The organism is Collimonas fungivorans (genome assembly GCF_001584145.1).
GTDB classification, from domain to species: domain Bacteria; phylum Pseudomonadota; class Gammaproteobacteria; order Burkholderiales; family Burkholderiaceae_D; genus Collimonas; species Collimonas fungivorans.
Genome location: NZ_CP013232.1, coordinates 4,885,977 through 4,910,449, shown reverse-complemented (window position 1 = coordinate 4,910,449; position 24,473 = coordinate 4,885,977). Strand labels below are relative to the sequence as shown.

Here is a 24,473-nt window from a genome sequence, read left to right as displayed (position 1 = left end):
GTCAGGAATCCATCTTCTCCGTGTCGCCCGGCGGCAGGTCCGCCCGGGGAAACAATAATCCCAACAGCCCGCGCAGCCAGCGATTGGCCGGATCAAGTTCGGCGTTCTCATGCCAGTACAGATAGACATCCAGCGGCGGCGTAGGCAGCGGCAGCGGATAGATCCGGTTCGGCAGGTTGATGTTGGCGATGTGCGCGTAGTGTTCCGGCATCGTGGTCAGCAGGTCGGAAACGCTGGCCACCTGGCAAGCCGCGTAATAGTGCTGGCAGCGCAGGCCGATGTGGCGCTGGCGGCCGATGCGGGCCAGCTCCACGTCTTCGACGCCGGGGCCGGTGCGGCGCGAGGAAACCAGGATATGGTTTTGCGCCAGGTAGGTTTCCAGGTCGAGTCCGTGTTTCAGCGCCGGATGATCCTGGCGCGCCACCACCACCAGCGTATCGCGCGACAGCGAAGCACTGCGGATTTCTCCGGGGCGCTGCAGCAAGACGTCCACCGCGATGTCCAGCGTGCCGGCCGCCAGCTCCGATTCCAGCTGCCGCCGCTCGACCCGTACCGAATTGATTTCCACCATCGGCGCCTGGATTTGCAGCAGCTGCATCAGCGGCGGCAGCAGCCGCGCTTCCAGCACGCCCGGCAGGCCAAGGCTGAAGCTGCGGCGGCTGGTGGTCGGATCGAACTGGTTGCCGTGCTTGACGCTGACCTCCAGCGTTTGCAGCGCTTGCCGCACCGGGCCGATCAGCGAGCGCGTCATCGGCGTCGGCAGCATCTTGCTGCCTTGCCGGATGAACAAGGGATCGCCCAGCAGTTCGCGCAAGCGCGCCAGCGCGTGGCTGACCGCCGGCTGGGTCAGGCTGAGCGCCTTGGCCGCACGGGTGATGTTGCCTTCCGCGTAGATGGTGTCAAGCACCACGAACAGGTTGAGGTCGATTCGACTTATATGCATGAGATTAATTATGGTCTATATAAATCATTCATTTGATGAATTATAGCCGTTGCGGCACACTTCATAGGACCCGTTAGGCAGTAAGTTGGATATTTGGGCGGTCGTGGCCGGATGCGATGCAAGGCGCCCGACGCGCCGCAGTGCGAGCACTGCAAGCGGTGGGCAACGCAGCAGCGCGCCGGCCACGGCCAGCACAAATGTTCAACTTACTGCCTGACGGGTCCTAATGTCGATTACACAGTTGAGGAATGCCATGGATTTCGCCTACTCACCCCGCGCCCGCCAATATATAGAACGGCTCAATGCCTTCATGAGCGAGCACGTGTTTCCGGCCGAAGCCGAATATTTCAGCCAGCTCAAGCGCGGCCCGCTGCCGTGGAATGTGCCGCCGGTCATGCTGGCCCTGAAAGCCAAGGCCAGGGAAGCCGGTTTATGGAACCTGTTCCTGCCGGATGAAGAGTTCGGCGCCGGACTGAGCAATACCGATTACGCGCCGCTGGCCGAAATCATGGGCCGCTCGTTCATCGCGCCGGAAGTCTTCAACTGCAATGCGCCTGATACCGGCAATATGGAAGTGCTGGCCAAATACGGCTCGCCGGCGCAGCAGGAACAATGGCTCAAGCCCTTGCTGGCAGGCGAATGCCGCTCGGCGTTCTGCATGACCGAACCTGATGTCGCTTCAAGCGACGCCACCAACATGCGCGCTACCGCGCTGGTCGAAGGCGACGAAGTGCTGCTCAACGGCCGCAAATGGTGGAGCACCGGCATCGGCCATCCCAACTGCAAGTTCGTGATCTTCATGGGGCTGACCTATCCGGACGGCCCCAAGCATGCGCGCCACTCCATGGTGATCGTGCCGATGGCGACGCCTGGCGTGAAGATCGAGCGCATGTTGCCGGTATTTGGCGCCCTGGATGAACCTTACGGCCATGGCGAGGTCAGTTTCACCAATGTGCGCGTGCCGCTGACCAACATTATTGCGGGGCCAGGGCGCGGTTTTGAAATCGCCCAGGGCCGTCTTGGCCCAGGTCGGATCCATCACTGCATGCGGGCGCTGGGAGCGGCTGAAGTGGCGCTGGAAATGCTGTGCAAACGTGCGCTGACGCGCAGCGCATTCGGCAAGCCGCTGGCCGATCTCGGCGGTAATGCCGACATCATCGCCAATGCCCGCATGGCGATCGAACAATCGCGTTTGCTGACTCTGAAGGCGGCATGGATGATGGATACGGTCGGCGCCAAGGCGGCGATGAGCGAAATTTCGCAAATCAAGGTAGTGGCGCCCAGCGTGGCGCAGCTGGTGATCGACCAGGCGATCCAGATCCACGGCGGCGCCGGTCTCTGCGACGACTTGCCGCTGACGGCCTTGTTTGCCTATGCCCGGGTGCTGCGCCTGGCGGACGGACCGGACGAAGTGCACCGTGCCCTGATCGCCAAGCTGGAACTGAAAGCGCAAGCCGCCAAGGCCGGGAGCATGGTTGCTGCGGGAGAGCCGGCATGACGCTGATCGATCAAGCCGGCGCGGTGCGCAGCGGTGAAGAACTGGATGCGGCAAAGGTCGCCGCGTTTCTGCAAAGCGTCGACGGCAGCCTGCAAGGCACGCCGGCCGTGAGTCAGTTCCCTGGCGGCGCCTCGAACCTGACCTACCTGCTGACTTATCGGCTGAGTGGCGCCGACCGCGAACTGATCTTGCGCCGGCCGCCGTTCGGCGCCAAGGCCAAATCGGCCCATGACATGCTGCGCGAAGCGAACATCATGGCCGAATTGAGGCCGGTCTATCCCTATGTGCCAAAGGTGTTTGCGACCTGCCAGGACCGGGCCGTGATGGACAGCGATTTTTATGTGATGGAGCGGCTGCGCGGCATCATCCTGCGCGACAAGTTGCCGGCCGGCCTGGAGCTGACCGCCGCCGATACGCGCCAGCTGTGCCTGAACGTCATCGACAAGATGATCGCCCTGCACCAGGTCGACTACCAGGCCGCCGGCCTGGCGCATCTGGGCAAGGGCGAGGGTTATGTGCAGCGCCAGATCAGCGGCTGGAGCGAGCGTTACCGCAAGGCGCGCACCGACGACGCTGTCGATTTCGAGTCGGTGATGCGCTGGCTGGAAGACAAGATGCCGGCCGCCGATGTCGCCACCTGCCTGATCCACAACGATTTCCGCTTCGACAACGTGGTGCTTAATGCTGACAATCCGCTGCATGTGATCGGTGTGCTGGATTGGGAAATGGCGACCCTGGGAGATCCGTTGATGGACCTGGGCAATACCTTGGCCTACTGGGTGCAGGCCGACGACGAGCCGCAATTCAAGCAGATGCGGCGCCAGCCGACGCACTTGCCGGGCATGCTGACGCGCAAGGAAGTGATCGCCTATTACGGTGAAAAAACCGGCCACCGCACCGATCATTTCGATTTCTATGAAATCTACGGGCTGTTCCGCCTGGCGGTGATCGTGCAGCAAATCTACTATCGTTTCCATCACGGGCAAACCAAGAATCCGCAATTTGCCTTGTTTGTCCACGTCACCAATTACCTGGAGCAGCGATGCAAGAACCTGATTGCGCAGTCGAGCATATGACACAGAACACGTCATTGGAGTGCGTTTAAGATGGGCTCTATCTATCTGGTGCGCCATGGCCAGGCCAGTTTCGGCGCCGCCGACTACGACCAGCTGTCGGAGCTCGGCCTGCGGCAGTCCGCATTGCTAGGAAAATGGCTGGCCCAGACCGGTCAGGAAATTCCGCTGCTGGTGACAGGCAGCCACCGCCGGCAACTGCAGAGCAGCGCAGCCTGTCTCGCGGCCATGTCAGGTAACGCTGCCGGGCCTGAGCTGAAGGTGCTGGAAGATCCGGGATTCGACGAATTCGATCACAAGCAAATACTGCTGCGCTTCATGCCGCGTTTTGCCGATAGCCTGTTCTCTGCCTACCTGGAGCAGCAGGAGCATCCCGAACGCGCTTTCCAGAGGGTATTCGTGAACGCAGTGGCGCGCTGGGTCAGCGGCGAACATGACGCCGAATACAGCGAACCATGGCCAGTGTTCAAGGAGCGCTGCAACGCCGCCTTGGCCCGCTTGCTGGCGCAGCTTGGCAAGGGACAGACCGCTTGGGTGTTTACTTCCGGCGGACCGATCAGTGTGATTTGCCAGCAGCTGCTGGCGATCCCGGACCGGCAGATTTTCGATTTGAACTGGTCGCTGGCCAACACCGGCGTGACCAAGCTGTTGTACCGCTCGGGGCGTGACGGCCCGGAGCGCGTCAGCCTGAGTTACCTGAACAATTTTTCGCATCTGGTAGCAGCGTGCGACCCGGCTTTAGTGAGTTACAGATAAAGGAGACAACATGAGCAGCACGGCCATTTTTGACTTGAAGGACAAGATCGCGCTGGTGACCGGCGCCAGCCGGGGCATCGGTGAAGCCATCGCCAAGATCCTGGCGCAGCAGGGCGCGCACGTGATCGTATCCAGCCGCAAGGCGGAGGCATGCGAGAAAGTCGTGGCGGAAATCAAGGCAGCGGGCGGTTCGGCCGAAACCATGGCTTGCCATATCGGCGAGATGGCGCAGATCGAGGCGTTGTACCAAGCCATCAGCAGCAAACATGGGCGGCTCGATATCCTGGTCAACAACGCCGCCGCCAATCCGCATTTCGGGCCGATCACCGATACCGATGTGGGAGCTTTCCAGAAGACCGTCGACGTCAATATCCGCGGCTATTTTTTCATGTCGTCCTACGGCGCCAAGCTGATGGCGCAGAACGGCGGCGGCGCGATTGTCAATGTCGCCTCGGTCAATGGCGTCACGCCTGGCGTGTTCCAGGGCATCTATTCGATCACCAAGGCGGCGGTGATCTCGATGACCAAGTCCTTCGCCAAGGAATGCGCCGCCAGCGGCGTGCGCGTCAATGCCTTGCTGCCGGGTTTCACCGAAACCAGGTTTGCCGCCGCCCTGATCGACAACCCGGCGATCCTGAAACAGGCGCTGCAGCATATCCCGATGAACCGCGTCGCCCAGCCGGAGGAGATGGCAGGCGCCGTGCTGTACCTGGTGTCGCCCGCGGCCAGCTACACCACCGGGGTTTGCCTGAATGTCGACGGCGGCTATCTGCTCAACTGATTTGGGATCAACAGGAAACCATATGAAGAATTTGCGAGGCAAGGTTGCCGTGATTACCGGCGCTGCGGAAGGCATAGGCAAAGGAATCGCGGCACGGGCCGCGGCCGAAGGAATGAAACTGGTGCTGGCCGATATCAACGCCGCCAAGCTGGAAACAACCGTAGCCGGGTTCAAAGCCATGGGCGCGGAAGTGATAGGCCTGGCTACCGATGTCGCCAGGGAGGAACAGATGAATACCCTGGCGGACCAGGCATTTGCCAGATTCGGCAATGTGCATTTGCTGGTGAATAACGCCGGCGTCGCGGTAGCCAAGCCAGCCTGGGAAACCAGCCAGAAGGACTGGGACTGGGTCATGGGCGTCAATTTCTACGGCGTCAGCCACGCCTTGCGCGCTTTTATCCCGTGCATGCTGGAGAACGGCGAGGAGGGCCATATCGTCAACACCGCTTCCATGGCCGGACTCACTTCGCAGCCCAGCCTGGCCAGCTATAACGCCAGCAAGCATGCCGTGGTGACGCTGTCGGAGGGTTTGCATCATGACCTGGCGCTGCGCCAGTCGCACATCAAGGTGTCGGTGCTGTGTCCGGGCTGGGTCAAGACCGGCATCGGCCATTCGGAACGCAACCGGGACGATGGCGGCGACAGCAGCCCGGCCGATGCGGTGGCGCTCAAGGTCGGCATGTCGGTATTGAACGCGGTGCAGAACGGGATTGCGGTGACGCAGGTGGCGGACGAGGTATTCGATGCAATTGCCGCCGGGCGTTTTTACATCCTGACCCATCCGGAAATGAAGCAGGCGATCGAGGTCCGCATGCAAGATGTATTGCAGCAGCGGACGCCGACTTTACTGAAGATCTGACGACAAGGCAGGGCGGACGAATCCGCCCTGCAATGCTGCTTAGTCGATATCGAACTTGACGCCCTGCGCCAGCGGCAGGGTGCGGCTGTAGTTGATGGTGTTGGTCGCCCGGCGCATATAGGTTTTCCACGAATCGGAGCCTGATTCGCGGCCGCCGCCGGTTTCTTTTTCGCCGCCGAAAGCGCCGCCGATTTCAGCGCCGCTGGTGCCGATGTTGACATTGGCCAAGCCGCAATCGCTACCGCTGGCCGACATGAACGCCTCCGCTTCGCGCACGTCGTTGGTGAAGATGGCCGAGGACAAGCCTTGCGGCACGGCGTTGTTGAGGCGCACCGCGTCCTCGAAATTATCGTAAGACAGCACGTAAAGGATAGGCGCAAAGGTTTCGTGATGCACAATGTCGCTTTGCCGAGGCATGCGCACCAGCGCCGGCCGCACATAGAACGCATTGCTGCTGTCGCCCACCTGCACCCGTTCGCCGCCGGTCACCACGCCGCCTTCGGCCTTGGCTTGCGCCAGCGCGGTTTGCATGGCGTCGAAGGAATGCTGGTCGACCAGCGGGCCGACCAGCGTTTCCGCCGCCAGCGGATCGCCAACCTTGACGCTGGCGTAGATGCGTTCGATGCGGCTGACCACGTCTTGATAAATGCTGCTATGGACAAACAGGCGGCGCAAGCTGGTGCAGCGCTGGCCGGCAGTGCCTACAGCGGAGAAAGTGATGGCGCGCAGAGCCAGGTTGAGGTCGGCGGTAGGCGTGACGATCATGCCGTTGTTGCCGCCCAATTCCAGCAGGCTGCGGCCCAGGCGCTCGGCCACGGTAGTGGCAACCTTGCGGCCCATGCGCACGCTGCCGGTGGCGCTGACCAGCGGCACCAGCGGCGAAGCCGACAGCGCGGCGCCGATTTCGGCGCGGCCCAACAACACCTGGCACAGGTCGGCCGGCAGCAGGTCCGGACGCTGTTGCGAAAAGCGCGCGGCCGCTTTTTCAAACAAGGCATGCACGGCGAGCGCAACGACCGGGGTTTTTTCCGACGGCTTCCAGATCACGGCATTGCCGCAGACCAGCGCCAGCGCCGCATTCCACGCCCATACCGCAACCGGGAAATTGAAGGCAGTGATGACACCGCACACGCCCAGCGGATGCCAGGTTTCCATCATGCGGTGGCCTGGGCGCTCGGAAGCGATGGTCAGGCCGTACAGCTGGCGCGACAGGCCGATCGCGAAATCGCAGATGTCGATCATTTCCTGCACTTCGCCTATGCCTTCGGACAGGATCTTGCCGGATTCCAGGGTGACCAGCTTGCCCAGCGGCTCGCGATGCTCGCGCAGCACGTCGCCCAGGATGCGTACCAGTTCGCCGCGCACCGGCGCCGGCACCACGCGCCATTTTTCGTAGGCTTGGTGGGCGTTCTTGATGGCGCTTTCAGCTTCCGCCGTCGTGTGCGCGCGCAGCGAAGCGATCGCGGCGCCGTCGCGCGGCGAGCGCGAATGGAGGTCGTCGCCGGCATGTGCGGAAAAATCGAAGCCGAGTTCAGCGAAGATGGTGGAGATTTGCGTCATTGGAAAACCTTTGTTCTGGAATTGATCTGAGCGCCGCCAAACGGATGCTGCGGAATGCTGCGGGCGAGCTTATAGCTTGAGTATAAGGAATAAATCGTCATTCCTTAAAATCAAAAAATATCAGAACATCATTACCTTTGATCATGCAGAACGTTGATCAGGCCTCTGCCAGTTCGCCCAGTATCCATTCCTGGAATTTGATCACGGCCGCCTTGCTGGCGTTTTTTTCAGGATAGGTCAGGTAATAGGATTGCGGGCTTTTGACCGCGAACGGGAAGGGCAGGTGCAACTGGCCCAGGGCGATTTCGGTTTCCACCAGGAATTTCGGCATCAGCGCCACGCCAAGGCCGGCGGCGGCGGCCTGGATCACCATCGACAGCTGTTCAAAGCGCGGACCGGACAAGGCGTCGGGACAGGCCACGCCGACATGATTGAACCAGTCGTGCCAGGCTTGCGGCCGGGTCGTGTGTTGCAACAACGTCATTTCCGGCAAGTCTTCGATGCGCTTGATTTTCCTGGCCAGCTCCAGGCTGCACACCGGCAGCACTTCTTCGCCCATCAGCCGCACCATGACCGCGCCCGGCCAGTTCGGCTCGCCGAAATGGATTGCCGCATCGACTGCGCGGCTGTTGAAATCGAAAGGCAGCACTTCAGTGCTCAGGTTGAGGATCACGTCGGGATGGGCGGCGGTGAACTTGGCCAGGCGCGGAATCAGCCACTTGACGCCGAAAGTCGGCAATGTTGCCAGATTGAGCACGCCGCCGGAATTCTTGTGCGCCATCACCTGGAACGTCGCCATCTCGATTTCCTTGAGGATGGCGGCGACCTGGGCCGCGTATTCGGCGCCGGCCGCGGTCAGTATCAGGCGGCGGTTAATGCGTTCGAACAGCTTGACGCCCAGGTAATCCTCGAGGATGGCGGCCTGGCGGCTGACTGCGCCCTGTGTCATGTGCAGTTCATTGGCGGCCTTGGTAAACGACAAGTGGCGCGCCGCCGTATCGAAAGCGATCAGGCAGGAGGTGGAAGGGATGAATCTGCGCATTTTTCTTGGTGCCGTGTAGGTATGTGCTGCCGTGCTTGCTGCCGAGCAGGCACTATACCAAACGCGGCGGCGCTTTTCAGCTTTACCTTTAGCCTGGCTGCGCGGGGAGTCGGGCATGGCCGTTACGGCGCCGTGCCGAAACGCGTCAGGCCCAGCAGCCCGGCCGGATCGAATACGTCTTGCATCCTGGCGGCCAGCGCCTGCGATTCAGGCGCCGTGTAGCGTTCATAGAACTGCTGGTTGTACGGTCCGACGCCATGTTCGGCGCTGAAGCTGCCGTGATATTTATGGACCGCCAGGTCGTAGATTTCCTGGCGCAGGGCATGGATGCGCTGCGGCGGGTAGTCGTCGGCCAGATGCTGCGGCAGCACCAGGTTGAAATGCAGGCCGCCGTCGCCCCAGTGGCCGAAGTCATACACCTTGACGCCGGCATAAGACTGCTCCAGCAGCGCTATCGCTTCATCGCGGAAGAGGGCCAGTTTCGAGCGCGGCACGGCGATGTCGAAGGCGACTACCTTGCCTTCCTGGCGCACGCTGTCGGTGATGGCATGGCGCATGCGCCACAGGACTTCGGGTTTGTCGATCACCGCGTCCAGGATCAGGTCGCCGAAACAGGCTTCGAGCCAGGCTCCGAACAGTTTTTCCAGGTCGAAATCGGCGCTGCGCGGCCGCGCGCTGCTCAGTTCGATCAGGAAAGCATAGGGCGGCAGCGGCTCGAACGGCGCTTGTATCGAAGGGATGTGCTGCAATACGGCTTGCATGGCATTGTGCGAGATACCCTCGAACGCGCTCAGGAAATCGGAGAAATTGCGTTCGGCGTCGCGCAGCAGCAAGGCGGCGGCCTGCAGCGAAGCTGGCACCACCAGCGCCGTGGCGCATTGCTGCGGCAGCGGATGCACTTGCAGCAGCGCCTGGGTGATGATGCCGTAGGCGCCGCCGCTGCCGATGAAGTTCTGTTTCCAGTCGGGGCCGGTATTGTTTTTCCGGAGGCGGTTGGTGAGGTCCAGGCGCTGGCCGGGCGGATCGATCAGCAATGCTTCCAGCCCCAGCACGTTATGCCGCACGTCGCCATAGCGGATCAGGCGCGCGCCGCCGGTGTTGGCCGCCAGCATGCCGCCGATCGACGGATCGGCAGCCAGGTCGATCGGGAAGTACAGCTCATGTTGCTTGAGCGCCTGGTTGAGGTCGGACAGGCGGGTGCCGGCATAGGCTTGCACTATGCGGTCGACCGGATCTATATCGATCACACCCTTGATGCGTTCCATGCTGAGCACCACGTCGAGACCGGAACGGTCCGGCGACGATGCGCCGACCAGGCCGGTATTTGCGCCCTGCGGAATGATACGGATTTTTTCCCTGGCGCACAGGCGCATCAGTTCGGCTGCTTCTTCGACGCTGGCCGGGCGCGCGATGCACAAGCTGCGGCCGTCGCCGTAGCGTGCGCCTTTTTCATAGGGTTGGCGCTGGTCGGGGGCGACCAGGCAGCCTTGCGGCCCGAGCAGGTCGCCGATGTGTTGCCGGACCAGGCTGGTATCGTCCATGTCTGCCTTCAGCAGGATGCAGCGCCGGCCGAGGCGGTCATTTTGAAGATGCCCTGGGCGTTACCGCTGTCGAAAGTCAGGTCCAGTTTTTCTTGCCGGGTTTCCTCGTCGAGGTAGCGGTCGCGTGAAATGAATTCGTAAAACGATCCCGGCACCTTCATCTCGACCATGGCGCCGTTGTCGTCGCGCATCGGGCGCGTCACGGTGCTGGCGCGGAAAGCCGTCTGCCGCACCCGGCCGTTGCGCGATACTTCGATCTTTTCCTTGATGGCGCGCCCCAGCGCGCGCTGCGCATCGGCTACCTGCTCCACATTGGCGACGCGGTCGGTGGCGTGGTTGAAGGCGTTGCCCTCGGTCGAAATCCAGGCCATTTCGGCCGATTCCGCCAGCAAGACCTGGTATTCGGCGATGCTGGGCAGGGCATGCTGGCGGTCGAAACAGGTCACCAGCACTGGCAGCAAGGCCAGCGCATCGGCCAGCGGCAAGCTCTTGTCGTTGCCGAGCTGCTGCAATAGCTGCGCCGAGTGCGTATCGACTGGGTCTTGCGAGGTCGACAAGACCTTGTTGACGGTTGCCTGGAATTCGCTGGAGAAATGATGCGGGTGCAGTTCGCTCAGGAAGAACTGGGCGATTTCCTCGGCGTCGTCTTCATGCGCATAAGCGCGGCCGGTCATGCTGATCCGCTGCAGAGGATAGACGCCGTTCACACGGTAGCCCAGCGGCCGCAGGATACGGGTAAAGGCGGCTTCGCCAGCCGGCAGGGTGCCGGTGCTGATGCCCAGAACGGTGCGCAAGGCGCCATGGTCGAAGCGGATCTTGTTGCCGGCGCGTACCGAGTCCTGCACATAGTCGTTGCCTTGCGGGACGGCTTTCAACAGTTTCTCGAACAGCAGCATGTTCAGCGCCTGCGCGATTTCGATGCGGGAAACCGTATCGGCGCGCGGCCGCAGGGTGCTGGCCGGGATCTGCAGCAGGTTGGATAACTGATTGGCATGCTCGGCGCCCAGCAGCGACGTCAGCATATATTGCAGATTAGTGGGCAGGTTGGTGGAGGACATGCGCGCTCTTTATCGGGGGAGGATAGGCGCAGTGTAAATTTGATTTGAGGCGAGATAAAACGATTAATACTGATAGTTCAATGCGTTTTTCTCATGACCAGGCGAAAAAAAACGGGTGCAGACCACCCGTTTTCGGATCAGGCAGGTAAATTTTAGTAACCGATAGCAGCGCCGGCAGGGCGGCGTGTATCGTTGGCGCCGTAATACAGGCCCGGACGGACAACGCCCGATACGCCGGCATCGTTGCCCGAGCTGGCGCCGGCGACGCCGGCTGCGCCCGGCAGGCCGATCATGATCAGTTCAGCCGCGCCCCAAGGGGTTTGTTCCTTCATCTTGTAGCCCATGCCGTCCAGGATTTTCAGGGTATCCGGCGACAGGCCGCGGGTTTCGTAGTAGACCTCGTCCGGCAGCCATTGGTGGTGGATGCGCGGCGCATCGACCGCTTCCTGCGGCGCCATGCCGTAGTCGATCACGTTCAGGGCCGTTTCCAGGGTGATGGTGATGATGCGCGAACCGCCTGGCGAGCCAAGCACCATGTAGGTCTTGCCATCCTTGGTGACCAGGGTCGGCGCCATCGACGACAGTGGACGCTTGCCCGGTGCGATCGAGTTGGTGGCGCCTTGCACCAGGCCGAACAGGTTCTGCACGCCGGCCTTGACGGTGAAGTCGTCCATTTCATCGTTGAGGAAGAAGCCGGTGCCGGGCGCAATCACCACTGCGCCGAAGCGGCCGTTGATGGTGTAGGTAGTGGACACTGCATTGCCGTCCTTGTCGACGATCGAATAATGCGTGGTCTCAGGTTTTTCATGCGGCGCCATGCCTGGCTGCACTTCGACCGAAGGCGTGGCTTTGTCGGCGGCGATTTTCTCGCGGATGGAGGCTGCATATTCCTTGCTCAGCAAACGGTCCAGCGGATTCTTGACGAACGCCGGGTCGCCCAGGAAAGTATTGCGGTCCATATAGGAATGGCGCATCGCTTCGGTCATGTAATGCACCGCCGACGCCGAGTGGAAACCGAGCGCCTTCATGTCGTAGCCCTCGAGAATATTGAGGATCTGGCACATGGTGGCGCCGCCCGAGCTAGGCGGCGGCGCGGAGACGAATACGTAGCCGCGGTAGTTGCACGACAGCGGGGCGCTTTCGCTGATCTTGTAACCGGCAAAGTCGGCTGCGGTGATGATGCCGCCGCCAGCCTTGGAAGCGCGTTCCACCGCGGCCGGGATCGCGCCTTTGTAGAAGGCGTCAGGGCCGTTGCGTGAAATCGCTTCCAGCGTCTTGGCCAGGTCTTTTTGCACCAGGCGGTCGCCCGGCTGCAGTGGCGTGCCGTCGCGGCGCAGGAACAGGCGCGCTGCTTCCGGGTCCTTCTTGAACTGGGCGATGGTGGTGTCGAGGATGTCGGTGTCGCCGCGGTTCAGGATGTAGCCGTCGCGCGCCAGCTTGATCGCCGGCTGCATGACCTGGGCGCGGGTCAGCTTGCCGTATTTGCGTTGCGCGCTGTCGAGTCCCAGCACGGTGCCCGGCACGCCGGCCGCCAGGTAGCCGAACAGGCTGGCGTTGGTGATCGCCTTGCCATTGGCGTCCAGGTACATGTTGGCGCTGGCCGCGGCCGGCGCCGTTTCGCGGAAATTGATGAAGGTATCGCGGCCGTCGGCCAGGTGGATGGTCATGAAACCGCCGCCGCCGATATTGCCGCAGCAGGGATTCACCACGGCCTGCGCATAACCGACCGCCACCGCCGCATCGACCGCGTTGCCGCCCATCTTCAGGATATCGACCCCGACCTGCGACGCCAGGTGCTGCGAAGTCACCACCATGCCGTTCTTTGCCTCGACCGCAGGCGCGGACGCTGCCTGCGCCGTGCCCAGCAAACCCAGCAGCAGCGCCGACGCCGCCAATGGTTTCATCCAATATGTAATACGCATACCTTCTCCCCGTTATTAGTGGGCAAGCCGCTTGCCCCTGTCTCGAAATATGGCGCATTGCCCCGGCGGCGGACTGGCGGCCGAAGCAAAATGTGCGTCACGATTATTGCATCCTCTTGCGCATCCGGCATCCTTTTTACTTTTCCGGATGACGATATGCGTAATAAGCATAAAATGCGCCCGATGCTTCGCAGCCGTGGCAATAAGATTCGTAATAAGTCCGCACCTAAAGCGTGATTTTTTGCAGGGGATTTAGGGCGATTCGCATCGCCGGCAGCGATTTCTGCACATACAATATGCATCAGGCTTTTAAAAATTTGCGACAGTGCTTGCATAAATCACTGTTTTTTTATACAGTACTACCTGAAGCTCTAGCTCAGGTCCTGAATCATTCACCATTATCACTCACCATTTTTGCCGAAAGAACAACCATGGACGATAAAAAATCCGCACCAAATCCGGATAAAAGCAAGGCCCTTGCCGCAGCCTTGGCGCAGATCGAAAAACAATTCGGCAAAGGTTCGGTCATGCGCATGGAAGACGGCGCCGTGGTCGAAGAAGTGCAGGTTGTCTCGACCGGTTCGCTCGGCCTGGACATCGCGCTGGGCGTCGGCGGCCTGCCGCGCGGCCGGGTGGTCGAGATCTACGGCCCGGAATCTTCCGGTAAAACCACGCTGACCCTGCAAACCATCGCCGAAATGCAGAAGCTGGGCGGCACTTGCGCGTTCATCGATGCGGAACACGCGCTGGACGTCGGTTATGCGCAGAAGCTGGGCATCAACCTGTCCGAGCTGCTGATTTCGCAGCCGGACACCGGCGAACAAGCGCTGGAAATCACCGATGCGCTGGTGCGCTCGGGCGGCGTCGACCTGATCGTGGTCGACTCGGTGGCGGCACTGACGCCACGCGCCGAAATCGAAGGCGACATGGGCGATTCCCTGCCTGGCCTGCAAGCACGCCTGATGTCGCAAGCGCTGCGCAAGCTGACCGGCAGCATCAACCGCACCAACACGCTGGTGATCTTCATCAACCAGATCCGCATGAAGATCGGCGTCATGTTCGGCAATCCGGAAACCACCACCGGCGGCAACGCCCTGAAGTTCTACGCTTCGGTGCGCCTGGATATCCGCCGCACCGGTTCGATCAAGTCGGGCGATGAAGTCATCGGCAACGAAACCAAGGTCAAGGTCGTCAAGAACAAGATCGCGCCGCCATTCAAGGAAGCGCACTTCGACATCCTGTATGGCGAAGGCACATCGCGCGAAGGTGAAATCCTCGATCTCGGCTCCGACGCCAAGATCGTTGAAAAGTCGGGCGCCTGGTACAGCTACAACGGCGAACGTATCGGCCAGGGCAAGGACAATGCCCGTACCTACCTGAAAGAACGGCCGGAACTGGCGCGTGAAATCGAAAACAAGGTGCGTGCTTCGCTGGGTGTGCCGCTGCTGGGCGAGATCAAGTCGGACAGCGGTGACAAGGCGGCGGAAAAAGCTGCTGCCAAGGCAAGCAAGGCTGCTGCCAAGGCTGAAGAGCCGGTTTAATAGACTTCGCCTTATAGCAATATAGCCGGCCCCGTTTGGCAAACGCCCTTCATACATATCCGCCAGACGGATTGTTGAAGGGCGTTTTAGTTTTCGGGCAGGTATTTAGAACTACAGGAAGCTGCCATGGCAAAACTACAGATCAGTCTCAAGGCCAGGGCGCTGCGTTATCTGTCGGCGCGTGAGCACAGCCGCCTGGAACTGGCGCGCAAGCTGGCGCGTTATGCGCAGGAAGGCGACGATATCGAAGCCTTGCTGGATACGCTGGAGGCGGCAAAACTCTTGTCGCAGGCGCGTTTTTCCGAATCCTTGATTCACAGGCGTGCCCATCGCTACGGCAATAGCCGCATCCTCTCTGAATTGCAAAGCCACGGGATTGACGCCGAATCATTGGCGGATATCAGGGCCGATCTCGCTAGCGGTGAAGTTGCGCGCGCGCGCGAGGTCTGGCGCAAGAAATTCAATCACCCGCCGGTGGATGCTGTTGAACGGGCCAAGCAAATGCGATTCTTGCTCCAGCGCGGGTTTTCATTGCAATCCATTCGAGGCGTCTTCAAGAGCAACTTGGATGAAGACGGTTAATGGTTTTTATTTTTAAAAGTTTCGTAATCAAATTCCCCGTCACCTTTTGGCGAAATCACCATTCTTTTGCGCTCTGTAAATTTTTCAGATGCAAAACTTTCAGTCTCCTGTTTGCCATCCCAATTTATTCCGGCAATCTCAAGTAGAGATGGAAATATATTTCTATGGCTGATTTGTTTTTTACTATTATCCGTCAATATTTTTTCTAAACCAGGTTGATTTTTCTTATACGCCGGATTCATCCAAAGTAATAATGGCACATGCAGATCATATTGTGTGGGAGGAAATTGGGTATGCATAAAAAATTGACGGTCATCATCGAACAGATTTTCACCATGGTCAGAGGTGTACATTAAAACGGCCGGTTTATCCTGGTTGTTCAGAATGGTAATTATATTATTCATGAATTTGTCCATTTCTATGATCGTATTGTCATAAGAATTAATGGCTTCTAGCTTGTTTTTTGAAACTGGATCAGTCACTCCGATGTCGGATAATGTTGGCTGGAAAATTTTTGAATCGCCAGTATATCTTTGGTCATAAACAACATGACTTCCTATCATATGAAGAACGATGAATTGATATGATCCGGCCTGCTGGACAAATGATTCAAAAAGAGGAATCAAGCTCATATCCTTGCGCATGCGAAAATCAAAATTGGATTCCGGGAAATCGGTAATTTCTGCATCTTTTGCAAAAGGTTCCTGCTCTTGGTTGGAGAACCATGCAGTTTTAAATCCGGCTTCGCGGAACGTCCTGGCAAGGGATATTTGGCCACTTTCGTGTTTTCTTAGAACGATATTTGGAACGGCGTTTTGAGTGCTATTGGCAGTAGAGACAACATCCGAGTAGGAAATAAGCTTCGTTCTTAAATTTTCCAAATATGGCGTCGTATTTCGCACATATCCGTTAATTTCAAGATGATCGCTTCTTACGCTTTCACCAACAACTAAAACTACAATTTTAGACGCAGGATAAGTAACAGGAATTCTTCCATTCGCTGAAAGTGTATTGCCATATTTTCCATCGTTTCTTATCACTCGCGTATATGACATCACGAGATTAATCGGGAAACATAAATTTAGAGTGTAATCTTCAAATACCGGAGGTGTTTTGGCATGATTCTCGAGAGCCGCGCGTGCTCCCATAAAAAACATCGCGAATATTAAAAGAGATGCCAATAGTTTTTTTCGCGAAATTATCGATATTGAGATATTTTTATCAATTGAAAATGAAAGCAAGAAATAACCAATTCCAAAAAATGGAATTATTAATATCTTCGAGCCAAACGATAAAAATACCTCCAGTGATTGCGCTGCGCTCGTATGCACTATTGCCGATATTAAAGCGTCTCCCGGCACGCTGTGGTAGATCAACACAAGATAACAATATGGTGGTATCAGGAAAGCCAGTGGGGTCCATGCCAGAAAATAATTTCTTAATTTCGAAAAAAATACCAGCGGAGATAAGATCAGGAAAATGGAGAAAGCAATGACTGCAAATGCTTCGCTGCCATCATGAATATGATTTGTGGTTAAAAGGATTAAACCTGGAAGAAAAAGAAATACGGAAAGGGTGGAGATTTTGAAAAAAACGGATTTCATTGTCGAATTGGCTTTTGTAAAATTAGACACATCTTTAAAGATGGCTATATGTAAATATATTGTATAGTTCAAAGTCAATATATCATGAATTTACTTGTGGAAATATTGTAATATTGATCATGTAAGTTATCTTTTTAACAGAGATATGTTTGATCAGCCATTGCCATCAGAACTCCAGAAACGCAGCTGGGGCGGGCAAGTCCGGCATCAAAATAGCGCGCCCTATCGCCAGCTGTGCTAAACTTTTGGGGTTTTTTGCAAACCGCAGGAGCGGCAGTTACACATAGAAACTGTGGTAACGACACGCAAATCAGTCCACCATTATGTCTCTGACACCTTCCATTTCCCGCCGAGCGTTGAAGCACACCCGCGCGATTCAGATCGACGCGTTCGTACGTGACGACGACCTATGGGAAATCGACGCCCATGTTACCGATACCAAATCCTTCGATCTTCCTTTGCCAGCCGGCAATTTACCTGCAGGCCAGCCGTTGCACAGCCTGTGGCTGAGGCTCACGCTCGACCGCCAGTTCGTGATCGTCGAGGTCGAGGCGAATTCCGAAGCGGTGCCGTATCACGGCCATTGCAATACCATCGAACCTGATTACAAGAAATTGATTGGCTTGAGCCTGGTCAAGGGCTTTCGCCATACTCTGAGAGAGAATATCGGCGGCGCGCTCGGCTGTACGCACCTGACCGAGCTGGCGCAGATACTGCCGACCGCGGCATTGCAGGCCTTCGGCGGCGAGATCAATCGCGCCACCGACCAGAAACCGCCCCAGCTCGATCGTTGCCACGCTTTACGTAGTGAAGGCGCAGTTGTCGCCAAATATTATCCGAAGTGGGCAATCAGCCCTCCAGCAGGAACCGGCACCGGATCTGATTTAGAAACATCGCATTTAGAAGCATCGCATTAATTTATCCAACCAAGCAATTTCATTCAATTAAGTGTCAGAAGGGAAGCTCGTATGAAGATCCATGAGTATCAGGGTAAGGAAATTCTCCGCCAGTTCGGAGTGACAACACCGCGTGGCATCCCGTGCCTGAGCGTCGATGACGCGGTCAAGGCAGCGGAAACCCTGGGCGGTTCGGTTTGGGTCGTGAAAGCCCAGATCCACGCCGGCGGTCGCGGCAAGGGCGGCGGCGTCAAGGTTGCCAAGTCGCTGGAACAAGTGCGTGAATACGCCAACCAGATCCTCGGCATGCAGCTGGTCACGCACCAGACCGGCCCTGAAGGCCAGAAAGTCCGTCGCCTGCTGATCGAAGAAGGCGCAGACATCAAGCAGGAACTGTACGTCAGTATGGTCACCGACCGCGTCAGCCAGCGCGTGGTGCTGATGGCATCCAGCGAAGGCGGCATGGACATCGAAGAAGTCGCTGCCAGCCATCCGGAAAAAATTCACCAGGTCGTCATCGACCCGGCTACCGGCCTGACCGATGCTGAAGCCGACAGCATCAGCACCCTGATCGGCGTTCCCGCCGGTTCGATCGCCGATGCGCGTGTTCAGTTGCAAGGTCTGTACAAGGCTTACTGGGATACCGATTGCTCGCTGGCGGAAATCAACCCGCTGATCGTCACCGGTTCCGGCAAGGTCATCGCCCTGGACGCCAAGTTCAACTTCGACGCCAACGCCCTGTTCCGCCATCCTGAAATCGTCGCTTACCGCGACCTGGACGAAGAAGATCCGGCTGAAATCGAAGCTTCCAAGTTCGACCTGGCTTACATCTCGCTCGACGGCAATATCGGCTGCCTGGTGAACGGCGCCGGCCTGGCCATGGCCACCATGGACACCATCAAGCTGTTCGGCGGCGAACCTGCCAACTTCCTCGACGTCGGCGGCGGCGCTACTGCTGAAAAAGTCACCGAAGCATTCAAGATCATGTTGAAGAACCCAGGCCTGAAAGCCATCCTGGTCAACATCTTCGGCGGCATCATGCGCTGCGATGTGATCGCTGAAGGCGTCATCACCGCATCCAAGGCCGTTTCGCTGCAAGTGCCGCTGGTGGTCCGCATGAAGGGCACCAACGAAGAGATCGGCAAGAAAATGCTGGCCGACTCCGGCCTGCCGATCATCGCGGCGGACAGCATGGAAGAAGCGGCGCAGAAGGTTGTTGCTGCGGCTAACGGTAAATAAGTAAATAACTAGGAACAACTATGTCGATCCTGATCAACAAAGACACTAAAGTCGTCACCCAAGGCATTACCGGCAAGACCGGCCAATTCCACACCCGCGGCTGCCGCGACTACGCAAACGGCAAGAACGCGTTTGTCGCTGGCGTCAACCCGAAGAAAGCCGGCGAAGATTTCGAAGGCATCCCGATTTTCGCTAACGTTGCCGAAGCCAAGGCCGCCACCGGCGCCAACGTTTCGGTGATCTATGTGCCGCCAGCAGGCGCGGCAGCAGCGATCTGGGAAGCCGTCGAAGCCGAACTCGACCTGGCCATCTGCATCACCGAAGGCATCCCGGTACGCGACATGCTGGCCTTGAAAGACCGCATGGCAAAAGCCGGCAGCAAGACTTTGCTACTCGGACCTAACTGCCCAGGCCTGATCACGCCGGACGAAATCAAGATCGGCATCATGCCGGGCCATATCCACAAGAAGGGCCGCATCGGCGTGGTTTCGCGCTCCGGCACCCTGACTTATGAAGCAGTCGGTCAGCTGACCGCACTGGGCCTGGGCCAGTCTTCTGCAGTCGGCATCGGCGGCGATCCGATCAACGGCTTGAAGCACATCGACATCATGAAGATGTTCAACGACGATCCTGAAACCGATGCTGTCATCATGATCGGTGAAATCGGCGGTCCGGACGAAGCCAATGCGGCTTACTGGATCAAGGACAACATGAAGAAGCCGGTGGTCAGCTTCATCGCCGGCGTCACCGCTCCTCCGGGCAAGCGCATGGGCCATGCCGGCGCGCTGATCTCGGGCGGCGCCGATACTGCGCAAGCCAAGCTGGACATCATGGAAGCGTGTGGCATCACCGTGACCAAGAACCCGTCGGAAATGGCGCGTTTGCTGAAGGCGATGCTGTAATCGTCGCTGGCTAGCAGGGCAGGCGCTTATCGTGTAGACGATTACCTGCCGAACCATGAAAAGGGAGCTTCGGCTCCCTTTTTTATTGCCGTGCACAATCGGGCCTGAAGGCAGATGTCGCATCCAGGAGCGGGGCCGCCGCCGACTTTGCAAATTGTCTTGCCGTCCCTAGCAGAACCAAGGAAAATACTTGTAACTAGGCAATCGTCTGATCTGCCATAACTTTTTATCGTGTCTCGACATATGCCGCTTGAGTTTGCCGCCAAAACGGATATTGGTATGGTGCGAGTACAAAACGAAGACACCGTCGTGGTCGACGATGTCCTGCAACTGGCGATCCTGGCCGACGGCATGGGCGGCTACAACGCCGGTGAAGTTGCCAGCAGCATCGCCACCGTCGCCATCCAGGAAGAAATCGAAAGCCAGCTGCAGGAGTACCGCCGCCTGCAGAAGCCGGAAGCCGAGCTGCCGACGCGCCTGTGGCTGATGCAGGCCGTGCGCCAGGCCAACAGCACCATCATCAACGCCGCCCGCCGCGAGCCGGAATACCGCGGCATGGGCACCACCCTGGTGGTAGCCTGGTTCGCGCCGCAGGGCAGCGTCAGCATCGCCCATGTCGGCGATTCGCGCGCCTATCGCATCCGCGACGGTTTGCTGGAACAGCTGACGCGCGACCACTCCCTGCTGCAGGAACAGATCGACGCCGGCCTGATCCGCGCCGAAGACGCGCAATTCGCCAACAACCGCAATATCGTCACGCGCGCCGTCGGCATCGATTACCAGCTGGTGGTGGAAGTGCATCAGCACCAGGTGTCGGCCGGCGATCTTTATTTACTGTGTTCGGATGGGTTGTCGGACCGGATCGGCGACGAGGATATCTTCAACATTGTCAGCGACGCCCAGGGCGACCTGAAGATGGCATGCACCATGCTTATCAATGCTGCCAACCAGTCAGGCGGACAGGATAATGTGTCGGTGATCCTGGTCCGCGTGCCGGACAATGAATAGGCTGGCGCCCGATATAAATCCCGGATTTTGAGTATCATTGCCCCGAAACAACATTAAACTGGGGTTTGTGGAAGTATGCGAAACCGAATATACCAGTAGCTGCGGACGTGGCCGGATCTGCAGCTTGCTTTTAAATTAACTTACAGATAGCGTTTCCCGAAAGAGATAGGAATGGCGAAGATCATCCTGACCAAAGGCGGCACCGTGATACAAGAGATGACGCTCACCAAAGAGCGCACCACCATCGGCCGCCGCGCCCACAATGACATGGTCATTGATAACCTTGCCATCAGCGGCGAACACGCGGTCATCATCACTATCTACAACGATTCGTTCCTGGAAGACCTCAACAGCACCAACGGCACCCAGGTCAACGGCCATCCGGTCACCAAGCATTTTTTGCAGCATAACGATGTGATCCAGATGGCCAGGTACAAGCTGTTGTACCAAGTTGATACGGATGAGGAAATCAAGGACAACCGGCCCAAGATGTTTCCGGTGCCGCGGCCGGATGCCACTATTACCGTGCTGGATGGGCCCAGTGCCGGCAAGGAGATGTTGCTGACGAAAGTCCTGACCACGATCGGCCGTCCGGGCATCCAGGTGGCTATCGTTACGCGCCGGCCACATGGCTATGAACTGACGCATGTTGAAGGCTCGACTTATACCAGAGTCAATGACACCCCTTTAAGTGCTGGCGCGAGAGCGCTTAAGGATGAGGATGTGATCGATATCGCCGGGACTTTGATGAGATTTTCCTGGAAAGCCGCTTAAATAATTGACAAAGCCGATATTCAACCTTTCCATCGGTTTCTGTGGTGCTAGCCGCCAGATATATCGTTTGTCCGCGCCATGACAGGTTGCCTTAATGGAATGGCCCCACGGCAAAATTTAAGCTCAATGCCAGTTTTATTTTCCTCCGGAATCAATCAGACTTTTGGGGGATGCCATGCCGCATTTTATGTTGCAGCGACTGCATACATGCCGTGTGCCGGATTAAGTCCTTGGCGGTGGATCGGCATAGTTTCCTTGTGACAAACTTTGTCAGCTTCGTATCGAAAATCTGCCAAATTTCCTCACTTTTCACGGCGCAAACCTTTTAAACCCGGAGATTTTCTACTGGCACAGACATTGCTGTATGTGCTGCGTAGTGAAGCCCCCTTTTTTTAACCGGAGAAACAAATGAAATCGATGAAAATGATTAAACGTGCCCAGCACGGTTTTACCCTGATCGAATTGATGATCGTCGTGGCGATTATTGGTATTCTGGCTGCTGTAGCGATTCCTCAATACCAAGACTATACACTGCGTGCTAAATTGTCGAATGTGGCGGCAGGTGTTGCTCCTATCGAGTTAGCCGCGGCCGAGTATTTCCAATCAAATGGTAGTTTCCCTGATAAAGACACGTTGGTCAGCGCGGGAATTAACATTCAGCCTACCAAGGAAGCTAGTTATGCCGTGACAAATGGTCTTAACGCTGCTAAAGCTACAATCGAAGCAACTATTGCTGCAGGTGGTTTGGGCACCGGTGTGCCAGCAGGTGCAGTGATTACATTTTCTTCGCAGCCTGGCGCTGGCGACACTGTCTTGAAATGGGCCGCCGCTGCTGACGGCAACATTTCGAACAAGGCTGCTTTGTCATACATTACGACCAAACTCAACGGTTCCTAATTACTGGCGAACTAAATATGAAGTGCCGCAAATTGCGGTGTTATTCATGGGAGGCCCCTCTTTCGGAGGGGCTTTTTTAATGGAAAACAATATTTTATCCATCGTTTCGAACGCAAAAATATCTTCTGTTACTACTCTGTAGCAGCAATATGAACGAATGATCGTGGCTGCCGCTGCAATCAGAACCTAGATGTGGTACTCAATTTACTTCCAATGAGTACGGAAGTAGGCAGGTCACGGAGCTGATAAATTGAAACAGATTAACACTGCAACTTGGATATTGGCCTTGCTCGGACTGCTGTGCCTATTGCCCTTTATTCAGCCATTTCATGAGGCGCCGATTTCGTCGCTCTTTGCGGAATGGCAGGCATTTTTGATATTGTGGACAGCTCTGCTTATTGCGAGTTTTCACGGCCGGAAAATAACGCCATTAGTGATCCCAAAAATTGCATTGAGCAGCGTTTTCTTGCTTGTTTTCCTGATGTTTCAGTTCGTCATTCGTCCGCCAGAGTATCTGCAACAAGTTTTGTTGCCAATATGTTATGTCATTAGTTTGTATGGTGCGTTCCAGTTGGGCTACTGGCTCCGACAACACGATCTGGTCGAACGTTGCATTGTATGGCTGGCGGCTTTTTTTGTTTTTGGTGCTGTGTACACTGTGATTGTGCAATTTATACAGCTGCTGTGGCAAGATTTTTCTCGCATGCCGTTCATGATACCGAGGCTTGCAGGTTATAACCCATATGGCAATATTGGGCAGACCAACCATGTGGCTACCTATTTGGCAATCGGCTGGGCTGCGGCTCATTATCTGTTCTCTGGTGGCAGGTTTCCACTAAGACTATATTTACCTCTTATATTTTTATTGTTCGCCGGGATCGTCCTGACTGGTCAGCGCAGCGGCTTTATATATGTTGTGTGTTTAAGTATATTGTTCTGGCGTTTTCCCATGAAACGCAACGCCTCCGCTGACTCTTCGCACCGTTCAGTTTGGTTTTGCGCCGTGCCATTTGCCTATCTGGCGTTGAGCTATTTGATGCACGCTGCGCTTCATTATATGGGGAGCGAATTCACCTCGGCATCGCAACGCCTGAACAGCGGCTGGGATGAGCGTTTAAAACTACTCCAGATTGGCTGGTCTCTATTCCTGGAGCATCCATGGATGGGGATCGGTTGGGGGCGGTTGGTTTCCTATGAATTCCTCAAGGCGGATGTACTACCGACCCTGCCTGCCAACCATGTCCATAACCTAATCTTGCAGCTCCTTGCCGAAACTGGCGTTTTTTGCACGGTCGTGGTTCTGTCCATAGTAGTGTTGTGGTCGTTACGGTTTCTTAAGTTCGTTGCTTCGCCTGAAAAACAATTCGTGCTCGGCGTGGCGATTGTCCTCGGTATGCATAGCATGGCCGAATATCCGCTCTGGTACGCCTATTTTCTTTTGCCGCTTGGTGTATTGGCGGGGATGTTCGAGACGGGTGTCGTGTGTTTCAAATTGCCTTCGAGATTGACTGGCGTGATCGCTAGGGGGGCAAGCTTTATGGCGGTCGGAGTTTTGTTCTATTCTTTTTTTGAAATCCTCTACGTGACTGATATGTATGGGCGAAGAGCGAATATTGCCTACTCGCGTACCTTGCATTTAGCGGAGTTAAAAGAAATTGCACAAATGCCGAGTAAATTATTTCTTGAGCCTTATGTGGATTATATCGATAGCAGCGGGCGCGCTCTGAACACTGAAAATCTGTCGGAAAATAGAGCACTGAATCAACGCTTATTGAATGCGTCGATTAATAACATTGTGATTGCCCGTCAAAGCATTTATTTGGCAATGGCGGGAGACCAGGCTGAGGCTAGGATAACGTTCCTAAGAATGAAAAAAATATTTCCGAATCGAGTACTTGAAATGCTGGGTATGGTCAAGCATGCTGCCGCCCACGCGGATAATGAAAATTTGACTGAATTTTCAAAATGGGCCACTGAGGCCGCTTCACAAAAATAAG

General features: G+C 57.0%; 22 protein-coding genes. 14 read left to right on the top strand and 8 right to left on the bottom strand.

Annotated features, from left to right (window positions below; genetic code table 11):
- Position 1 precedes the first annotated feature (1 nt).
- Positions 2-943 carry a LysR family transcriptional regulator gene (locus CFter6_RS21455; protein ID WP_061541640.1) on the bottom strand — a complete coding sequence of 314 codons (942 nt, stop codon included), beginning with the start codon at positions 941-943 and terminating at the stop codon, positions 2-4.
- Between the two features lie 253 nt (positions 944-1,196).
- On the opposite strand from CFter6_RS21455, the gene CFter6_RS21450 reads away from it, so the two are divergent.
- From CFter6_RS21450 to CFter6_RS21430, 5 genes are read left to right on the top strand one after another with little or no spacing between them, the layout of a single operon-like run.
- Complete coding sequence (locus CFter6_RS21450; protein WP_061541639.1) at positions 1,197-2,441, top strand: acyl-CoA dehydrogenase family protein; 1,245 nt, start codon at positions 1,197-1,199, stop codon at positions 2,439-2,441.
- Positions 2,438-3,517, top strand: a complete 1,080-nt coding sequence (locus CFter6_RS21445) for a phosphotransferase family protein (RefSeq protein WP_061541638.1) — start codon at positions 2,438-2,440, stop codon at positions 3,515-3,517. The genes CFter6_RS21450 and CFter6_RS21445 overlap by 4 nt, the downstream gene beginning before the upstream one ends.
- Positions 3,518-3,547: 30 nt before the next feature.
- A complete protein-coding gene (locus tag CFter6_RS21440) occupies positions 3,548-4,270 on the top strand; it encodes a histidine phosphatase family protein (RefSeq protein WP_061541637.1) in 723 nt (240 codons plus the stop codon).
- 10 nt (positions 4,271-4,280) lie between these two features.
- Positions 4,281-5,051 (top strand): SDR family oxidoreductase, encoded by a 771-nt coding sequence (locus CFter6_RS21435; RefSeq protein ID WP_061541636.1) that lies wholly within the window; start codon positions 4,281-4,283, stop codon positions 5,049-5,051.
- 22 nt (positions 5,052-5,073) lie between these two features.
- Positions 5,074-5,910, top strand: a complete 837-nt coding sequence (locus tag CFter6_RS21430) for an SDR family NAD(P)-dependent oxidoreductase (RefSeq protein WP_061541635.1) — start codon at positions 5,074-5,076, stop codon at positions 5,908-5,910.
- 39 nt (positions 5,911-5,949) lie between these two features.
- Here the strand turns inward: CFter6_RS21430 and amaB are convergent, their stop codons facing one another.
- The 6 genes from amaB to CFter6_RS25800 all read right to left on the bottom strand — a co-directional run bounded on the left by amaB (position 5,950) and on the right by CFter6_RS25800 (position 13,368).
- Positions 5,950-7,470 (bottom strand): L-piperidine-6-carboxylate dehydrogenase, encoded by a 1,521-nt coding sequence (gene amaB / locus CFter6_RS21425; RefSeq protein ID WP_061541634.1) that lies wholly within the window; start codon positions 7,468-7,470, stop codon positions 5,950-5,952.
- Between the two features lie 157 nt (positions 7,471-7,627).
- The gene (gene gcvA, locus CFter6_RS21420) at positions 7,628-8,512 is read right to left on the bottom strand and encodes a transcriptional regulator GcvA (RefSeq protein ID WP_061541633.1); all 885 of its coding nucleotides are present in this window, start codon (positions 8,510-8,512) and stop codon (positions 7,628-7,630) included.
- 122 nt (positions 8,513-8,634) lie between these two features.
- Positions 8,635-10,053 carry an FAD-binding oxidoreductase gene (locus CFter6_RS21415; protein ID WP_061541632.1) on the bottom strand — a complete coding sequence of 473 codons (1,419 nt, stop codon included), beginning with the start codon at positions 10,051-10,053 and terminating at the stop codon, positions 8,635-8,637.
- A gap of 8 nt (positions 10,054-10,061) precedes the next feature.
- Positions 10,062-11,096, bottom strand: coding sequence for a DUF1338 domain-containing protein (locus CFter6_RS21410; protein ID WP_417924813.1), 1,035 nt, complete (start codon positions 11,094-11,096; stop codon positions 10,062-10,064).
- Between the two features lie 167 nt (positions 11,097-11,263).
- Entirely contained in the window at positions 11,264-13,015 is a 1,752-nt protein-coding gene (gene ggt / locus CFter6_RS21405; protein ID WP_205631503.1) for a gamma-glutamyltransferase, read from the bottom strand.
- On the bottom strand, positions 13,012-13,368 hold the full coding sequence (locus CFter6_RS25800) for a hypothetical protein (protein WP_150118832.1): 357 nt from the start codon (positions 13,366-13,368) through the stop codon (positions 13,012-13,014). The genes ggt and CFter6_RS25800 overlap by 4 nt, the downstream gene beginning before the upstream one ends.
- A gap of 96 nt (positions 13,369-13,464) precedes the next feature.
- On the opposite strand from CFter6_RS25800, the gene recA reads away from it, so the two are divergent.
- Positions 13,465-14,574, top strand: coding sequence for a recombinase RecA (gene recA, locus CFter6_RS21400; RefSeq protein ID WP_061541629.1), 1,110 nt, complete (start codon positions 13,465-13,467; stop codon positions 14,572-14,574).
- Positions 14,575-14,700: 126 nt separating this feature from the next.
- On the top strand, positions 14,701-15,156 hold the full coding sequence (gene recX, locus CFter6_RS21395; RefSeq protein ID WP_061541628.1) for a recombination regulator RecX: 456 nt from the start codon (positions 14,701-14,703) through the stop codon (positions 15,154-15,156).
- Here the strand turns inward: recX and CFter6_RS25270 are convergent.
- Entirely contained in the window at positions 15,153-16,760 is a 1,608-nt protein-coding gene (locus CFter6_RS25270) for a phosphoethanolamine transferase (protein ID WP_082814935.1), read from the bottom strand. The genes recX and CFter6_RS25270 overlap by 4 nt on opposite strands.
- Positions 16,761-17,083: 323 nt before the next feature.
- Here CFter6_RS25270 and CFter6_RS21385 point away from each other — a divergent pair, with 323 nt between their 5' ends.
- The 7 genes from CFter6_RS21385 to CFter6_RS21355 all read left to right on the top strand — a co-directional run bounded on the left by CFter6_RS21385 (position 17,084) and on the right by CFter6_RS21355 (position 24,472).
- A complete protein-coding gene (locus CFter6_RS21385; RefSeq protein WP_061541626.1) occupies positions 17,084-17,677 on the top strand; it encodes a DUF2889 domain-containing protein in 594 nt (197 codons plus the stop codon).
- A gap of 21 nt (positions 17,678-17,698) precedes the next feature.
- Positions 17,699-18,895 (top strand): ADP-forming succinate--CoA ligase subunit beta, encoded by a 1,197-nt coding sequence (gene sucC / locus CFter6_RS21380; RefSeq protein ID WP_257722423.1) that lies wholly within the window; start codon positions 17,699-17,701, stop codon positions 18,893-18,895.
- Positions 18,896-18,915: 20 nt separating this feature from the next.
- Positions 18,916-19,797 carry a succinate--CoA ligase subunit alpha gene (gene sucD, locus CFter6_RS21375; protein WP_061541624.1) on the top strand — a complete coding sequence of 294 codons (882 nt, stop codon included), beginning with the start codon at positions 18,916-18,918 and terminating at the stop codon, positions 19,795-19,797.
- A 243-nt stretch (positions 19,798-20,040) separates the two neighbouring features.
- Complete coding sequence (locus CFter6_RS21370) at positions 20,041-20,805, top strand: Stp1/IreP family PP2C-type Ser/Thr phosphatase (protein ID WP_061541623.1); 765 nt, start codon at positions 20,041-20,043, stop codon at positions 20,803-20,805.
- Positions 20,806-20,976: 171 nt separating this feature from the next.
- Entirely contained in the window at positions 20,977-21,579 is a 603-nt protein-coding gene (locus tag CFter6_RS21365; RefSeq protein ID WP_061541622.1) for an FHA domain-containing protein, read from the top strand.
- A 408-nt stretch (positions 21,580-21,987) separates the two neighbouring features.
- The gene (locus CFter6_RS21360; RefSeq protein WP_061541621.1) at positions 21,988-22,476 is read left to right on the top strand and encodes a pilin; all 489 of its coding nucleotides are present in this window, start codon (positions 21,988-21,990) and stop codon (positions 22,474-22,476) included.
- 250 nt (positions 22,477-22,726) lie between these two features.
- Complete coding sequence (locus CFter6_RS21355) at positions 22,727-24,472, top strand: PglL family O-oligosaccharyltransferase (protein WP_061541620.1); 1,746 nt, start codon at positions 22,727-22,729, stop codon at positions 24,470-24,472.
- Position 24,473 lies beyond the last annotated feature (1 nt).

Excerpts from the sequence above, each read along its gene's own strand:
- CFter6_RS21365 (WP_061541622.1), top strand. The coding sequence starts at position 20,977 with ATGGCGAAGATCATCCTGACCAAAGGCGGCACCGTGATACAAGAGATG.
- recA (WP_061541629.1), top strand. The coding sequence starts at position 13,465 with ATGGACGATAAAAAATCCGCACCAAATCCGGATAAAAGCAAGGCCCTT.
- CFter6_RS21445 (WP_061541638.1), top strand. The coding sequence starts at position 2,438 with ATGACGCTGATCGATCAAGCCGGCGCGGTGCGCAGCGGTGAAGAACTG.
- CFter6_RS21455 (WP_061541640.1), bottom strand. The coding sequence starts at position 943 with ATGCATATAAGTCGAATCGACCTCAACCTGTTCGTGGTGCTTGACACC.
- ggt (WP_205631503.1), bottom strand. The coding sequence starts at position 13,015 with ATGAAACCATTGGCGGCGTCGGCGCTGCTGCTGGGTTTGCTGGGCACG.
- CFter6_RS21370 (WP_061541623.1), top strand. The coding sequence starts at position 20,041 with ATGCCGCTTGAGTTTGCCGCCAAAACGGATATTGGTATGGTGCGAGTA.
- CFter6_RS21440 (WP_061541637.1), top strand. The coding sequence starts at position 3,548 with ATGGGCTCTATCTATCTGGTGCGCCATGGCCAGGCCAGTTTCGGCGCC.
- CFter6_RS21415 (WP_061541632.1), bottom strand. The coding sequence starts at position 10,053 with ATGGACGATACCAGCCTGGTCCGGCAACACATCGGCGACCTGCTCGGG.
- recX (WP_061541628.1), top strand. The coding sequence starts at position 14,701 with ATGGCAAAACTACAGATCAGTCTCAAGGCCAGGGCGCTGCGTTATCTG.
- CFter6_RS21450 (WP_061541639.1), top strand. The coding sequence starts at position 1,197 with ATGGATTTCGCCTACTCACCCCGCGCCCGCCAATATATAGAACGGCTC.
- CFter6_RS21360 (WP_061541621.1), top strand. The coding sequence starts at position 21,988 with ATGAAATCGATGAAAATGATTAAACGTGCCCAGCACGGTTTTACCCTG.
- gcvA (WP_061541633.1), bottom strand. The coding sequence starts at position 8,512 with ATGCGCAGATTCATCCCTTCCACCTCCTGCCTGATCGCTTTCGATACG.
- CFter6_RS25270 (WP_082814935.1), bottom strand. The coding sequence starts at position 16,760 with ATGAAATCCGTTTTTTTCAAAATCTCCACCCTTTCCGTATTTCTTTTT.
- CFter6_RS25800 (WP_150118832.1), bottom strand. The coding sequence starts at position 13,368 with ATGCAAGCACTGTCGCAAATTTTTAAAAGCCTGATGCATATTGTATGT.
- CFter6_RS21385 (WP_061541626.1), top strand. The coding sequence starts at position 17,084 with ATGTCTCTGACACCTTCCATTTCCCGCCGAGCGTTGAAGCACACCCGC.
- CFter6_RS21435 (WP_061541636.1), top strand. The coding sequence starts at position 4,281 with ATGAGCAGCACGGCCATTTTTGACTTGAAGGACAAGATCGCGCTGGTG.
- sucD (WP_061541624.1), top strand. The coding sequence starts at position 18,916 with ATGTCGATCCTGATCAACAAAGACACTAAAGTCGTCACCCAAGGCATT.
- CFter6_RS21430 (WP_061541635.1), top strand. The coding sequence starts at position 5,074 with ATGAAGAATTTGCGAGGCAAGGTTGCCGTGATTACCGGCGCTGCGGAA.
- amaB (WP_061541634.1), bottom strand. The coding sequence starts at position 7,470 with ATGACGCAAATCTCCACCATCTTCGCTGAACTCGGCTTCGATTTTTCC.